The organism is Candidatus Zixiibacteriota bacterium, from assembly GCA_035380245.1.
GTDB lineage: Bacteria > Zixibacteria > MSB-5A5 > GN15 > FEB-12 > DAOSXA01.
In genome coordinates, this window is record DAOSXA010000001.1 from 1,224,989 (window position 1) to 1,240,195 (window position 15,207).

Here is a 15,207-nt window from a genome sequence, read left to right on the forward strand (position 1 = left end):
CTTCTTTTCTTATGTTTTTCAACATCAGATTATAGGGCTAATCCGGAGTTAAACAGTAAGATAACATTTTCTATCCGGTTATTATTACACCTGACACCGCTTCACCATGCAAAAGGCGCTGCTTTGCTCCGGATAGTGATTGAGAAGGGGTAGATTAGTCATAATGTAGCAAAAATGACATCAATAGATCCCCAAAATGGTTGGAAGTGACTTGCCACAGTCCTATTAACATCAGTCATGAGCATTTAAATTTTGACAGGTGACTGCAATAAAGATATATTTGACGAGGATAGAGTATTATCTGTGCTCATAGAACCTATTGCCCTGAAAAGGGTTAACATCAGGGAGGGTCCCTTGAAGACTCCATTTTTACCATTAATAAGCGCGTTACTGGTCTGTCTGCTGCTGATTTCACCGGTAATGTCCAGAATATCAACGACAGATAAAGACCAGCCTCAATTATTATCTTCTTCCCCGTGTTATTGCGTTGCGGGACACCGGGTCGGACGGCTGTATCTCGGTGTTAACAATAACGGAACTTTCGGGACCGGTTATTCAAGAGTGGCGCGAGTTGATTGCTTCACCGGAGAAACGGTTAAATCTGCGGAGTTTCCTAAGAACACGAACAAGATATATCTCTATGGAGGGGCTCTTTGGATTGGCGCCGTGGTCGGTCAGGACACCCTGGTATCGGTTGGGGCCGACGGTTGGAAGAGTGCCTACGAAATGTTTCCGGACGATGCTCCATTTGGTGATATGCGATATCGGTCGACCGAGGGAGACTATCTTTCGATAACCGAAGGAGCCGTTTCCCACGAAGACTACTTGTCGGTCTACACTGATACGAATTTGTCGGCGTCAGCCGACTATTTCGGTCGTCCCCACAGACCTCTGCGAGTTGAAATATCGGAGGCCTCATACGCCTGGTCTTATCCGCATACCAATGATTTCGTGTTGTTCGATATGAAGATTAAGAACATCGGATCATCATCGCTCAATGAAGTATATCTGGGATTGATGGTCGACGGCGACATCGGCAATGAGATTTTGAACTCCAGTTATGGTTTCGATGACATCAGTGGTTTTCACCGGGGTGAGATGATTTTGCCGCAGCAAAGTAATCCCGTGGCATTGCGACCCGTGGCCTGGTCGGCCGACAATAACGGTGATTATACATACAACACTGCGGCTCAGGTTACGAGTGTTCTCGGCACTGTTTTCCTCAATGCACCTTTCCAGGAAACGGATCTAAGTTTCAACTGGTGGGTGTCCAACGGCACACCGTCTCTCGATTTCGGTCCCCGGGAACGCGCCGGAGCGGGGTTGTGGCCCGAAGAGTTCCGCGACTTTCTTACCGGTGGACTGGGTACGCCGGAAGGTGATGTGAACAAATACTACCTTTTGCGCAATCGGGAGATCGATTACGATCAGGTGTGGACCGGGGCCATTACTCCGGACGATACGCTGTGGATGTATCCTGATCAGAATTATGTCGGAGATATTGCTGACGGTTGGGATGCTCATTACCTGATGTCTTTCGGACCGCTTTCGATCGGACCGGGGGAGTCAGCGCCGCTGACTTTTGCTGTGGTGGCGGGTGAAGGTTTTCATTCCTCGATTACGAATATCAATAATCTTCCTGATAATCCGCAGGCATACATGGATAATATCAGTTTTGCCGATCTCGATCTGAACACACAATGGGCCGCCTGGGTGTACGACACGCCCGGCAAGGATACCGACGGCGACGGATATTTCGGTGATTATCAAATGAGAGGGAACGATACCCTCTGGTTGAACGGTGACGGCGTTCCCGATTGGGATGCGGACTGCCGACCGGTTGGACCACAGACTGAGGTGATAAAGCGGATCAACGGACTATTGGTGCGTTTCGACGGTCAGGCATCCGAAACCACTCTCGACAAATTCTCTCACAGAAAGGATTTCGAGGGATATAACGTTTATCTTTCAAATTACAATCCGCAAACTCAGCCGGGACATCAGGTGCTCATGGCCGACTATGACCTCGAGACTTACACCAAATATGTCTGGACGGGCGACGAAGACATCTGGATGTATTATGCCTGGTTTAACGAAGAACTGCCGTTCACGATCGACACGCTTCGTTGTATTTACGGGTACGATTGTAATAACATGAGTTTCGATCCGTTGGATTACTACAGGAGTAATCCGTTGCAGGTACTGGGTTTTCCTGATTCGCTTTTCTATTTCGAGAAGTTCGGTCCCAACAACAATGAATTCGGAGTATCGACCAGCATTCGCAAGCGGTATCCCGATCAACCGTATCCGACTTCGCTCAATCCGGCCCTGGCTCAGCCCGATGAATTGACTTCGGACGGACGTCTCAAGTATTTCCAATATGAATGCCTTCTCGATCATCTTCTTCCGGACCAAATCTATTGGGTAAAAACGACCGCATTCGATGCCGGTTTTCCTCTCATGAACCTCGCGCCTCAGGAATCGGACTTGAAAAACGATTGGGTATCCGCAAGGGTAACGGCATGGCCGACCGTTACCGCTACCGACCGCTGGATCAGTTTGTATTGCGACAGTCTGGTTGTCCGGGGTGAACCGGTCGGTGGGGGTACGACTGTTGCCGTTTATGATCCGGATGGGGTCTTATGTGGATTCGATACCGTTTCTACCGATGGTTCATTTGGGTTCATGCAAGTGTACGGTGACGATCCTTATTCCGAAACCGATGAGGGCGCCGAGATCGGTGATGAGTTAAGAGTTTTTATTGATGATGTTCAGTTGTATCCGACTGCGCCGTTGATCTGGACCGGCAACGGCGACCGCCGTGAATTATGCGAACTTTCGTCGCGGGTATGTCGCGAGTATGCGCTGGATGCCGGGTGGCATCTTATCTCCTGGAATGTCGATTACAGCGCCGACGCGTCCGAGTTCGCGGAAGCGTTGAACGGATGTGTCGATGTCATTCAGTCGTTCGAGGGAGTCGGCCTTACTTTCGTGCCGAGCTTGGCGGCGTATTCAACCCTTACTGAAGTCGATCCGGAACACGGTTATTGGATTCGATTGCACTGCCCGGTTAGTTTTGAAATCTGCGGGGGACAAATTGAGGGAACACGGTCAATCGACCTGGAGAAGGGCTGGAATGTAGTAAGTTACTGGCCGGAATCTGAAATTGCCGTAGCCGATGCTCTGACTTCGCTCTCATCGTCCTTGCAGTTGGCTTATGGTTTCGATAACGGCTATTACGAATATCGACCGGACGCACCACTTTACAACACGCTTGAACAAATGAGCCCGGGATTCGGGTATTGGATTCGTTCTTCATCCGAAGCGGTGCTGACGTATCCTGGTTTTGAATATGCTCCGGGGCTGAACAAGCAAGCGACGGTCGCGTGTGACCTTGCCGCCGAACTGACCACAGCGCCGTTGTGGATGAGTATTTACGGATCGCATATCACGGTCGATGGCGTCGAATTGAGTGAAAACTCAAACGTTGCGATTTATGACGAACAGGGAAGAGAGCGCGGCGCCGGAATCTATTACGATCATCGTCTCAAGTTAACGCCGGTCTACTCCCTGGATGGAGAAGATAAGGCGACGGCGGCTTCCGCGTTAATGCTGTACATAGACGGTAAGCAAGTTTATCCGAATCTGGAGTGGAGGGGGGCGGGAAATGCGGTCGAGATCGGTCGCCTTAGCACCGACCCCGGTTTGTTACCGGCCACCGGTTCGCTGAAAGATTGTTATCCCAATCCGTTCAATGCCGCGACCAGGATCGGTTATAATCTTGCCGGCGGGGGAGAAGTCACGCTGGAAGTGTTCAACATTGCCGGGCAACGAGTAGCGGTACTGGCCAAAGGACATCAGGAGGCCGGTTATCATGAGGTGGATTGGAGCGGTGTCGATCAGTCAGGTCAACCGGTGGCGAGCGGGATATATTTCTATCGGTTGAAAACATCCGATGGTGTCGAAACGAAGAAAATGGTTTTGCTCAAATAGATATCTTCTCCATCGAGAGTATTGCCCACCCGTGGACGGGTGGGCCACCAGCGACCAATAAAAGGTACAGACACAGGGGCAGACCGGGAGGTCTGCCGCCCACGATCTACGGGATGGTACCGGCAAGTCTTCGTAGGTCAGGTTGCTTGCAACCCTGACAGGGTAGGGCATGTCTCTCCGAGACATGCCATTGTGTTGTTGCTATGATCTGTAATCCCACCCGTGGACGGGTGGGCCACCAGCGACAAATAAAAAAGGTACAGACACAGGGGCAGACCGGGAGGTCTGCCGCCCACGAATGCCATAATACTGTTACCTATGTCCCGGAACACCTGTTTACCATGTCACGGTACACACCGGGAGGTCTGCCGCCCACGAAATGTCTCTCCGAGACATGCCATTGTGTTGTTGCTATGATCTGTAATCCCACCCGTGGACGGGTGGGCCACCAGCCGGGAGTGTTGAAAAGGTCATACGTTCGGATATTCAGTTAAAACACATCTATAATGCGGGCGACACAAGGCCGCCCGCTACGCGAGGTTATGGCTCTTAAACGCGTAGCGGCGGGGCTTGTCTCCGCCGCGTGAGTCTAACTTATACCAAATGTGTAACCAATGTCCTGACACAATGTGTAACCTATGTCTTGACACCGTGCACTCGGGGAGACCTGCCCAACTCGACTGTGGGAGCGAGGGTACAAGAATAAAGCCCCCGTATTGACGGAGGCTTCGGTCAGTCACTTATAGGCTAGCTGCGACTTAGTTTTCGTGGCACTGGTCGGATCCGTGGGCTTCATCGTGGAAGTTCGGATCATCACAGGGATTAGCCCCGGTCGCAAGTTGATCGGCCAGGAAGGCGAGGACGATCTCTTCCGGTTTATCCGATGCGGCCCCCATGACAACTTCAATGCCGGCTTGTTCGAACAACTCTACAGCGCGACCTCCCATGCCGCCGGCGATGATCACATCGCAACCCATCTCGCCCAGCCATTTCGGGAATGAGCCCGGTTCATGCGGCGGCGGAGTGTGCATTTCGATATTGTCGATGGTTTTGGTTTCGACCGTAGCGTCAATTATCGCGAATTGCTGACAATGTCCGAAGTGCGGACAAAGAACGCCGTTGGCGGTAGGAATTGCTATTTTCATGAATGCTCCTGAAAAACCGTTTCTATTCGTTTATACTGCAAATTTCTTTTTGTCGTTTTCATCGTTCAACCCGGCGTGATCTGCAATACCGCGCAGGATATGTTTAATACGTTCGACTCCCTCGGGCGAACTGACCTGAATATAAGACTTCCCTTGCAATTGCGCTTGTGTAAAAGCAGGATCGAAAGGAATCCGGCCATGAACGGGAATTTGTTTTTCGGCGGCGAAACGGTCGATCCGCTCGCTGATTTCGACGTCGATATCGTACCTGTTGATGCAAATGCCGGTTTTTATTTTGAAATGCTCGGCCAGTTCCACGAGCCGAGTCATGTCATGGATGGCTGACAGGGAAGGCTCCGTTACGATCAGCAGATAGGAAGCATTGGTCAGACTGGCGATGACCGGGCAGCCGATACCGGGCGGGCCATCGACCAGGATCATATCCAATCCGCGAGCAGCGGCGGTTTTGCGAGCCGTTTCTCGCAGCAACGATACCAGTCGTCCCGAATTGGACTGGGCGATACCTAATTTGGCGTGCAGGAACGGCCCGTTTTCGTATTCCGACTCGAACCAGCGACCGCTGGAGACTTTGTTGAACGACAACGCTCCAAAAGCACAGAGGTGTGTGCATAAACCACAGCCCTCGCAGGCGAGTGGATCAATTTCGATCCGAACGCCCCATTGGCTTTTCGAATCGGCGATCATACTGATGGCCTCAAACCGGCAGGAATCGACGCATACGCCGCAGGCAGTGCAGATCTCGGGATCGAGAAACGCCTTACTGCTGCTGGAAAAATCATGCTCGGCAGTCATTCGGTGAGGGACTATAAGATGAAGATTGGCGGCATCGACATCGCAGTCGATCAGGACGGCCGGACCGATCAGGTCGGCCAGACTACCAACCATGGAGGTCTTGCCGGTGCCTCCTTTACCGCTCGCTACTACCAGTTCGAACATTGGCTGTCTCTCGATGTATCTTTTCAAACAAGTTCAACAAAAGGTTCTCGAAATCTTTGTCAAGGTCGATTGCGAGATGACCGGAGGCATATGCCCGCGCGACATCCCGGCTGAACGGCAGTTCGGCCAGTATGGTCAGGGCCTCGGTTTCGCAATAATCTTTGACCAGGCTGTTGCCGATATCGCAGCGATTAATAACCACCCCGAACGGGATTTGAATTTCACGCAGCATACTGACGGCGAGGCGAAGATCGTTCAGGCCAAACGGGGTTGGTTCGGTAACGAGAACGACATAGTCGGCGCCGCGAACAGCCTCGATTACGGGACATGAAGTTCCGGGCGGGGCATCTAGTATAGCCAGTTTCGTGTCGGCTATCCGCTTCTTGATCGCCTTGATCAAGGGAGGAGCCTGGGCTTCACCCACATTCAAATTGCCGCCTATAAATGAAAGACCGCGCACCGGTCCGGAGTGGATCAACCCAATCGGTCTTAATCCATCCGAGAGTGCTCGCTCCGGGCAGAGCGCCACACAAGCGCCGCAACCATGACATAAGCTCGGGAAAACGAGGAACTTCCCGGCCATGACCGCCAGAGCGTTGAACTCACAAATCGCGGCACATATTCCACAGCTATTACAGGCTGTTTCATCGACAACCGGGATCATCACGGAAATTTCGTCCTGTTTCTCCGGATCGGGAGGGAGGAAGAGATGTCCGTTCGGTTCTTCGACATCGCAGTCGGCATAGGTGACCGTCATCCCTTTTCGGGCCAGAGCCACAGAAAGATTTGTGGCAAGAGTGGTCTTGCCCGTACCACCCTTGCCACTGGCTATTGCGATATGAATCCGATGATCTTCCATAGTTTTACTTACGGACCATCGGCGCCCCGCATTTGGGGCATTTCATTTCAACGCAGGGGACGCCCTGCTGATGCGGTACAGTGGCGCCGCATTTGCTGCAGACGCACTCGCCGCCGACACCGGCGCCACGGCCCTGACCGCCGCCGCGACCCATGCCGCCGCCTTGGCCCTGGCCTTGTCCGCGACCACCGCCGCCGCCCTGGCCTTGTCCGCGACCGCCTCCCTGGCCCTGACCGCCGCCGCCGCCACGGCCACCACCACCGCCGCGACCGCTACCGGGAGAATACTGTCTTATCATTTTATTTCTCTCCTGATTTCAGATCATCCAACTGACGCCGAAGATCCTTAATCTCGTTTCTAAGAGCCGATAGTTGTTTGCTCAGATCCGGCTCATTTGTTTCGGGCGCAACGTCAACCGGCTCCCGGTAAAACGGAACATTGCCGCGACCGCGGGCCCATCCCGGTTGACCGGTGGCGTAATACTGATGTCTGAATCCCCGGCCGCCGCCGCCGCGACGACCACCGCGACCGAATCCACCGCCGCGTCCAGCGCCCCAATTACTCATATATCCGGGCTGGTCATTGCCGCTGCAATATCCAGCTCCGCGTCCTGTCATCGGGCCTTCTCCAAGAGGTCCGGTTTTATCTCCACCTGGCATAACAAGCCTCCTTTGGCTTAGGTTTATATATACCGACTTTTTTTCGTTTTTTATCGCAACTGCCGGAACTGACGGTTTTCCGACTATTTCCAATGTCCTCCGACATTGGCCTGATCGATCAGGTCATATTGACCGCTCTCGATCATATCTATCGCCTCCTGAACCGTGCCGTCGGACCAGGATACCATCTTGATACCGGCGGCCCGCAGCACCTGAAACGCCTTGGGGCCCATATTGCCGGACACGACCATATCGACGGCCTGATCAGCGACCATCTGAGCTGCCTGAATCCCGGCGCCTTGAGCGGCGGCGGCGTTGTCGCCGTTACTGAGCACCTCGAAATTCTTCGTTTCGGTGTCATAGATGACGAAATGGGCGGCGCGACCGAAGCGCGGATCTACCGGACTGTTCATGTCCGTTCCCTGAGCTGAAACTGCGATTTTCATTAGAACTTCCTATTGTTATTATTTCGATTTTGTCTGCCTCGGATTCTTCCCCGGCACCCGCCGCGTCGACGCCGACAACCCGGCATGCGGTAACAATCAGCGTCAAGGCGTCCCTCAAAATAAGCGGTGAGGATCTCTTCGACGGTTCCGGTCAGCCAGGGTATGACAACAATACCGGCGCGCTCCAAAAGATAATGAAACGGCCGCGACAGAGCTCCGCACAGGAGGGTGTTTACACCCAGACGACAGAAAAACTCGGTACGCCGTTGGATGTCGTTGGGACCGGCCTCGACCAGACGCGGAGAACCGGCATCAGCTGAGTCGACCTCGCAGATCCAAATCTGTTCGGCGGAATCAAGGACCGGTGAGACACGGCCGCGACATATCGGTATTGCAATCTTCTCTGACATGCCTGATTATTAAGCATGTTTTATGCCGATTGCCCGATTGTCAATGCAAATACAGATTAACGTCTTGTATTGCAACGAAATAATAATTCTAATTGGATTGTTTAGAGAAGCGATAATGTCATTAACAGTTGCATATATGCAATTATATATGTGTTATAAATTGCAATAATGCAATTAGTGTGATGTGTATCATTCAGGCGGTTGAATGCCAAAACGTTTCATTTTACGCCACAGGGTAGTTTTATGTATTCCCAATTCAGCGGCGGCCAGACTTCGGTTCCAGTCATGTCGACGCAGGGTATTTATGATTAGTTGAGCCTCCAAGTCGTCGAGACTGGGTGACTCATGTGCCGTTTCCGTTTTTGATGGTCTGAGATATTCGGGAAGATGGTCGGTCGTTATCATCGAGCCGCGACAAACGACGAAGCCGTGTTCGATGATGTTCTGAAGCTCCCGGATATTTCCGGGATAGTCATGATCCATGAGAATCGACAATGCAGCCGGAGATATCTCGGTAATCAGTTTACCTTTCAGAGAGCTGAAATGGTCGAGAAAATGATTGATGAGAAGCGGGATGTCCTCTTTCCGTTCGCGCAGAGGAGGGGGAACCAGTTTGATTACGTTGATGCGATAAAACAGATCTTTACGGAATTTACCGGCAGCAACCAGTTTTTCGAGGTTCTGATTGGTGGCGGTAATAATCCTGGCGTTGGTGGTGATTGTCTCAGTGCCGCCGAGCGGTTCATAGGTCCGCTCCTGAAGTACGCGGAGCAAACGGACCTGCAGGGCGGGGGAGATGTCGCCGATTTCATCGAGGAAAATCGTACCGTTTTCAGCCAGAGCGAAGCGGCCCGGTTTGTCCTGGCGGGCATCGGTAAACGCCCCGGCTTTGTAACCGAACAGTTCTGCTTCCAGGAGGGTATCGGGAAGAGCGCCGCAGTTGATCGTAACCACCGGGCCTTCGCGATGTTTCGACAGATCATGAATCGCCCGGGCGATCAATTCCTTTCCCGTGCCGCTTTCGCCCTCGATCAGTACGGTGCTGTCGCTTTCGGCGATTGAAGGAAGGATGTCAAATATCTCCAGCATTCGGGCGTTTTTGCTGATGAGATCGTGGAAAGTGTAGCGTTTCTCCAGTTCGCGGCGCAGATGTTCGATCGTTCTCAAGTCCCGAAATGTTTCTACGCCGCCGATGACGTTGCCGTCGGCATCTTTGAGAATCGCGGTCGAAATGCTGACCGGGATTTTTTCACCCTCGCTGTTGATGATATAGATCGCTTGATTGACGATCGGTTCGCCGCTTTCGATAGTAGCCCGAAGAGCACAGGAAGTCTCGCAGATGGATGCCCTGAAGACATCGCAGCATTGTTGACCGATGGCTTCCTCGCGCGGGATGCCGGTAATTTTCGAAGCGGCCCGGTTGAACGACTGAATGCGCCAGTCCCGGTCGACCGTGAAAACTCCGTCGGCGATACTGTCGAGGATGGCCTCGGTCGCCGCCGGGTATTGTGGCTTATCATTCATGGCGGCAATATAACAGATTGATGACTATGTACAATAGCCCGATCGGATGAATCCGACCGGGCTATCAAATCACGGTAATGAATTTTTATGTCAGTTAGCCGTCCGGTCCGCCTGAGAAGCAAGTGTTTGAACCGTGGTTTCTCGGGGGCGTAACGTCTGGTGACAGGTCTGACAGTCACTCAGATGCGGTTGGTCCAGTTGAATCGCTTCATGTTGGTGACATTTGATACATGTGCCGTGCATCGCTTCGCGATACGAACAGGCCATCAGGAGATTATTCGACTGTTCCACTGCTCCCGGAGGCACCATGTTCTCGCGGTGGCATTCCATACAGTTTTTGGCCGTGGCTGCGGTTCGCGGAGATCCGGGGGCATGGCAATCCTGACAGGTGAAATTCTCAGGGTGTAAACCGCCAAGGTGTTTCACTTTCACCAGGGCGGCGGTATGCACGTCATGGCTGAAGATGTTGGTCGGATCGTTCATACTGCAATGGCAGCGCGAACAAGGAGTCGAGTGATCTCCCGGCATTGACAGGTGATGGCATTTCACACAGGAAGCGGAATCTCCGAAACGGTGCTGGTGTTCGGCATGGGCGAAAATCGTCTCGACTCCGTCCTTGTTGCCGTCGATGCAAAGCGTGGCGCGTTCGGCATCGAGACCGTCGGCGGGACGTATCGGTTGCGCCCAGGTTTCGCCGTAGGGCGGATACATCAGTACGTACGCCAACGGAATGATGAACACCGCGATCAGGGTAACGCGATGCAGACTGTCGGCCAGGGTCGTGCTCCAAAGCCGGCTGAGACTGCCGTTAGGCAGCTTGAACTTGCCGACCGGGCTGCTCGTTTCGGTCGATCCGGGACCGAACACCGGCATGTTCTCGGCGAGGAAGAAGAGAACCAGTCCGGCTGCGGCGACTACTCCAAGTCCCACCATCCATTCGACCAAAGTCGGGAAGTAGAGTACTCCCGCATCGTGCACATAGCCGAGAATACCGACATCGACGCGGTTCAACGCCAGGCCAACGGCCGCCGAGGTTGCGGCCACCGCTACCCCGGCCGGAGTGCGGCGGGACCAGGGGAGAATCATCAAGATCACCGGCAGAATGGCCGTGAGAGTAAGTTCGATCAGGTACAGCCAGCTTTCCCAGTTCCCGACCATGAGGGTACTCCAGCCGCCGTGCAGGAAGAGATCAACCACTTTGAATACCAGGTAGAGACCAAGGAGCCAGGCGGCAATGGTTGCCAGGGAACGCAGTGCGGGCATCTCGGGGCCTTCGGGGCCGCGAGCCGGAACCGCTGTCGTGGAGTCGTTGGAAATGCGAATGAGCGGGGTGGTATGGTTCGCCCTGGGACCGAACACCGTATCGTGATCATACCAATAAGCCCAGAGCATTCTTATGAGAACCACCACCATCAGGCCGGCGCCCATAGCCGAGATGATAAACAACCAGGGCAACCAGGGAGTGTACCAGAGCGGATACAAGCGTTGCGGCGTCACGAGGAAAAGTGAGCCAAGCGATGAATGGTGCAGGCTGGAGAGCGAGATACCGATGATGACCACTACGATGGCAATATGGTGCAGGAAATGAGCGATCTTTTCGGCCCGCAGTCGTTCGAAGATCATAGGCGCCAGTTCGATAGCCGTCACGGTGAAGTACAGCATCACGCACCAGAAGACCTCGAACAGGAATGAATTTATGTTCCACATGAATATCGGATGCCAGAAACGCTGGGGAAGGCCGATATCCAGCAGCAGGGCTGCGCAGGAGCAGCCATAGCCGAGGAAGGCGATGAGAATAGCCGGTTTCATGAGCGGCTGGAACCGCTTGATGCGTAAGACATAAACCAGGAAACCGACGGTAAAGCCTGAAGTCGAAAGAGCGACGCCGCCAATCATGTTGAGGATTTTCCACAATCCCCAGGGGTAGGCATCGGACAGATTGGTCGTAGCGCCGAGGCCGAACCATAAGCGGAACACAGCCGCTATCAGGCCGGACAATGCTAATACCCAGAGGATATCCTTAATAGTACGGGTGCGGCTACTCATGGTTTTCCTCCGAATGCTTGGCAGAGTCATCATCGCCCGCCAGTTTATTGCGGCGTTTGACGATCCAGTTCAGACTAATCAATCCGACCGCGACACCGAGCCCGATGAACGGTGTTTTGTGTACCAGCGGTTCGGTCAGTTCCGGAATCGAGTCGGCGCCGGTATCGGGCCAGTTGAGTTCGGCCAGGTCGACATCCGAGATATAGATCACGGAAGTACCGCCGAATTCCTTCTCGCCCCAGACATGATCGCGATAGCGATTCGGTTCGGCCTTGATGCGGCTTTTGGCCTCGGCCATGAGTTGATCGCGATCTCCGAACTTGAGTACGCCCTCGGGGCAGGCTTCGACACAAGCGGGAAGTTGCCCCTGCTCGATACGGTCGTAGCAGAGGTCACATTTGGTTACGAACGGTTTGGTTTGATCCCACTCGTAACGCGGGACATGGAACGGACAGGCCAGCATGCAATAGCGGCAGCCGATGCATTTGTCTTTGTCGTATATAACCGGTCCGTCGGCGGTTTTTTTCAGACTACCGACGAGACAGGCGGAAACACAGGCCGGTTCGAGGCAATGCATGCAGCTCTTGCGGGCAAAGCGGCCTTCATCGACCGAGATAATGGCCGAGCGACGATGCGAAGAGAGGCCGTCTTTCGTCGTTGCCCGATCGCGGTCGGCCAGTTGGCTGTTTCCCTTGTTGCGGGCAACGCAGGCCGCCACGCATTTTTCACAGGCGACACAGCGAGTTACGTCTACCAGTATTCCGTACATCAGACTTTAGCCTCCTTACCGTAAAGAGCTTCGGCCACTTGATCACCCGATCCCGGTCGCAGTTGCCAATGAAGACCGGAGACACGATCGAAGAAAAACAGAACGATGTGCGCCAGCTTGGTGAACGGGATAATTACTAACAACAGCTCGGCGCTGAGCAGGTGAAGCAGCATCGTGACATCCCAGGGGAACGGGTTGTACTGCGGATGCAACGCCAGGTAACCGGTGACAAACGGCACCAGAACGGCCAGCAACAGCAAATAATCGGTCTTGGTGCTCATGGAGCGGGTTCGAGGCGACATCACTCTGAAACCCAGCAAGACCAGCACACAGGCGATCGTAAACAGGGTCAGCGGATCCGCGAGACCATATCCGATCTGCGGCAAATTGACGCCCAGCAGGCCTTCCCAGAGGACGATGTGGTCCGCCAGGAACAGCGGTACGATCAGGACGCCGAAGTGAAAAAGGTAGGAGACAGTCGAAAAAATCTTCGTCCCCGGAATGAGGTGCTTGACCGGGATCACCCAACTACCTGCTTCGGCAATCATCTTACCCCAGGGGGCTTTGCGCAGGCGGCGTCCTTTTCCGGCCACCAGTGAATAGACCTGGATCAGTACGAGTCGGGCCAACCCGAGAATCATCACCAGGAAGGAGAATGCGAACAGAGGCCCTTTTGCGAATTCAATCCATTGTTCCATGATATCCTCAGGCTTTACATTTCGAACATTGCCGCTTCTTCTTTGCGTTCAGCGGGCGTCTTACCGCCGGGGACATAGATTGCCTTCAGGATCAAGTCATGAAGGCCCATGACCTTGCACGGTATGTCGTAGTATTCAACCAGCTCTTTGAGCTGCTTTTTGCAGTTGGCGCAGGGAGCGATACAGATACTGGCGCCGGTTTGTTTGATTTGCTCCGCTTTAACTCGTCCGCCGATACTCATACGGAACTCGTGTATCTCATCGACCGAAACCAGTCCACCACCGCCGCCACAGCAGAAATTGTCGCGGCCGTCCGGTTTCATATCGACGAAATCTTTCACGAACGTCTTGAGTATCTCACGCGGTTGTTCGACAATCCAGCCGGAACGAGCGATATTGCACGGATCGTGATAGGTCACTCGTTCTTCGACGATATCGGGATCGAGTTTGATTTTACCCTTACGGATACATTCGAGAGTGTATTCCATGAAATTGATTACGGGATACGCCTCGCGACCTCCGAACACCGGCACGAAATCATGGGCTGAACGGGAAGCGTGACCGCATTCACCGATCAACACCCGTTTGCCGTTAAGACGGGTCACTTCACCGACCAGTTGTTTGATGATCCGTTCCAGATGCCAGTCGCTGTAGAACAGGCCGTAGTTGATGCCGTCGTAATTGCCGGTGCCGATCGTCCAGCGATCCCAATCGCCGGCCGCGTAAAGGACGGCAGCGTTGCCCATCAGCGTTTCCGGCTCCATGAGATAATCGCTGACCGCACAGAAAAAGACCAGGTCGCGGTTGGGTTGATCGACCGGAAATTCCATCTTGACGCCGATTTGTTCTTCCAACTCCTCGGAAAGGAATTCGAGGGTGTTGAGCAGGGCGGTTTTGGGAACTTTCGAAGTGTTGCGGGTTTCTCCCTCGAGTTGTTCCCTGACACTGACCTGGAGCGCTTTGGGGACGATCCCGATCATACTGAGAATGTACCGGCCCAGGTGAGTAACGAGGGCGTGGTCGATTCCCATCGGACATTCACGAGTGCACCGCCGACAAGCGGTGCAGCGATAGAAGCCATCGAGCATTTCGTCGATAATTCCTTCGGTCAACTCGAAACCGCCCGATACGCGAGCTTTCATCCAGCCGTCGATGGTAAAATACCGTCGATAGGTTTCGAGTAACAGGTTCGTGCGATAACAAGGAATGTCGCGCTGCTCGCCGGTTGTCAAAAAGAGGGGGCAAGACACCGCACAGCGGTTGCACTTGGCGCTCGATCTGCAATACGAATCGAGTAGCGGTCGATAATCGCTGTATTCCAGGATTGCGGCGAATGCCTCGAGGAACCGCGCCACACGATTCTCGGTTACCGGATTCTCGATGTAGTACGGATATTTCTTCACATCAGGAGCCGGCGCCGGTGTTTTCGGTGTGGCAGGGTCTTTTGAACCATCCATAATTATGTCTTTCTGTCGTTTCCGCTTTTTTGGCGAGCCAGCATGCAAAGGCCGTACCAAACTGATCGGGGTGATATCGAAAGAGCTGCGATGTGATCGCATGGCGACAGGTACTGATTTCGGCTTTCCGCTTTATTATCAAAGCCTTACATAGCAAAGTGAGGGTTTCGTACAGGGCTTCATGCCGTGCTCATTATAGGCCTTTGGCAGTGTTGCGAATGCTATAATGAGCCCACTGTTTATG

At 53.5% G+C, this 15,207-nt stretch carries 13 protein-coding genes; 1 reads left to right on the top strand and 12 read right to left on the bottom strand.

Translation table 11 applies throughout. From position 1 onward, the window contains the following. Window positions 1–561: 561 nt before the first annotated feature. On the top strand, window positions 562–3,993 hold the full coding sequence (locus PLF13_04650; GenBank protein ID HOP06564.1) for a T9SS type A sorting domain-containing protein: 3,432 nt from the start codon (window positions 562–564) through the stop codon (window positions 3,991–3,993). 758 nt (window positions 3,994–4,751) lie between these two features. On the opposite strand, the gene PLF13_04655 is transcribed toward PLF13_04650, so the two are convergent. The 12 genes from PLF13_04655 to PLF13_04710 form a co-directional block, all read right to left on the bottom strand. Beyond that, on the bottom strand, window positions 4,752–5,138 hold the full coding sequence (locus PLF13_04655) for a NifB/NifX family molybdenum-iron cluster-binding protein (GenBank protein HOP06565.1): 387 nt from the start codon (window positions 5,136–5,138) through the stop codon (window positions 4,752–4,754). A gap of 30 nt (window positions 5,139–5,168) precedes the next feature. Then, the gene (locus tag PLF13_04660; protein ID HOP06566.1) at window positions 5,169–6,095 is read right to left on the bottom strand and encodes an ATP-binding protein; all 927 of its coding nucleotides are present in this window, start codon (window positions 6,093–6,095) and stop codon (window positions 5,169–5,171) included. Then, window positions 6,067–6,954 carry an ATP-binding protein gene (locus tag PLF13_04665; protein ID HOP06567.1) on the bottom strand — a complete coding sequence of 296 codons (888 nt, stop codon included), beginning with the start codon at window positions 6,952–6,954 and terminating at the stop codon, window positions 6,067–6,069. The genes PLF13_04660 and PLF13_04665 overlap by 29 nt, the downstream gene beginning before the upstream one ends. A gap of 4 nt (window positions 6,955–6,958) precedes the next feature. Then, window positions 6,959–7,252 carry a hypothetical protein gene (locus PLF13_04670; GenBank protein HOP06568.1) on the bottom strand — a complete coding sequence of 98 codons (294 nt, stop codon included), beginning with the start codon at window positions 7,250–7,252 and terminating at the stop codon, window positions 6,959–6,961. A gap of 1 nt (window position 7,253) precedes the next feature. After that, window positions 7,254–7,613, bottom strand: a complete 360-nt coding sequence (locus PLF13_04675; GenBank protein HOP06569.1) for a DUF5320 domain-containing protein — start codon at window positions 7,611–7,613, stop codon at window positions 7,254–7,256. 83 nt (window positions 7,614–7,696) lie between these two features. Further along, a complete protein-coding gene (locus tag PLF13_04680; GenBank protein ID HOP06570.1) occupies window positions 7,697–8,059 on the bottom strand; it encodes a NifB/NifX family molybdenum-iron cluster-binding protein in 363 nt (120 codons plus the stop codon). Next, the gene (locus PLF13_04685) at window positions 8,059–8,469 is read right to left on the bottom strand and encodes a NifB/NifX family molybdenum-iron cluster-binding protein (protein HOP06571.1); all 411 of its coding nucleotides are present in this window, start codon (window positions 8,467–8,469) and stop codon (window positions 8,059–8,061) included. Before PLF13_04685 ends, PLF13_04680 begins: the two co-directional genes overlap by 1 nt. Window positions 8,470–8,658: 189 nt before the next feature. Beyond that, on the bottom strand, window positions 8,659–9,993 hold the full coding sequence (locus tag PLF13_04690) for a sigma 54-interacting transcriptional regulator (GenBank protein HOP06572.1): 1,335 nt from the start codon (window positions 9,991–9,993) through the stop codon (window positions 8,659–8,661). A gap of 90 nt (window positions 9,994–10,083) precedes the next feature. After that, window positions 10,084–12,039: a polysulfide reductase NrfD gene (gene nrfD / locus PLF13_04695; protein HOP06573.1), complete on the bottom strand. Its 1,956-nt coding sequence runs from the start codon at window positions 12,037–12,039 to the stop codon at window positions 10,084–10,086. Continuing rightward, the gene (locus tag PLF13_04700; GenBank protein ID HOP06574.1) at window positions 12,032–12,808 is read right to left on the bottom strand and encodes a 4Fe-4S dicluster domain-containing protein; all 777 of its coding nucleotides are present in this window, start codon (window positions 12,806–12,808) and stop codon (window positions 12,032–12,034) included. Before PLF13_04700 ends, nrfD begins: the two co-directional genes overlap by 8 nt. After that, window positions 12,808–13,506, bottom strand: a complete 699-nt coding sequence (locus tag PLF13_04705) for a hypothetical protein (protein ID HOP06575.1) — start codon at window positions 13,504–13,506, stop codon at window positions 12,808–12,810. The genes PLF13_04700 and PLF13_04705 overlap by 1 nt, the downstream gene beginning before the upstream one ends. Before the next feature lie 14 nt (window positions 13,507–13,520). Continuing rightward, complete coding sequence (locus PLF13_04710; protein ID HOP06576.1) at window positions 13,521–14,963, bottom strand: (Fe-S)-binding protein; 1,443 nt, start codon at window positions 14,961–14,963, stop codon at window positions 13,521–13,523. Window positions 14,964–15,207: the final 244 nt, after the last annotated feature.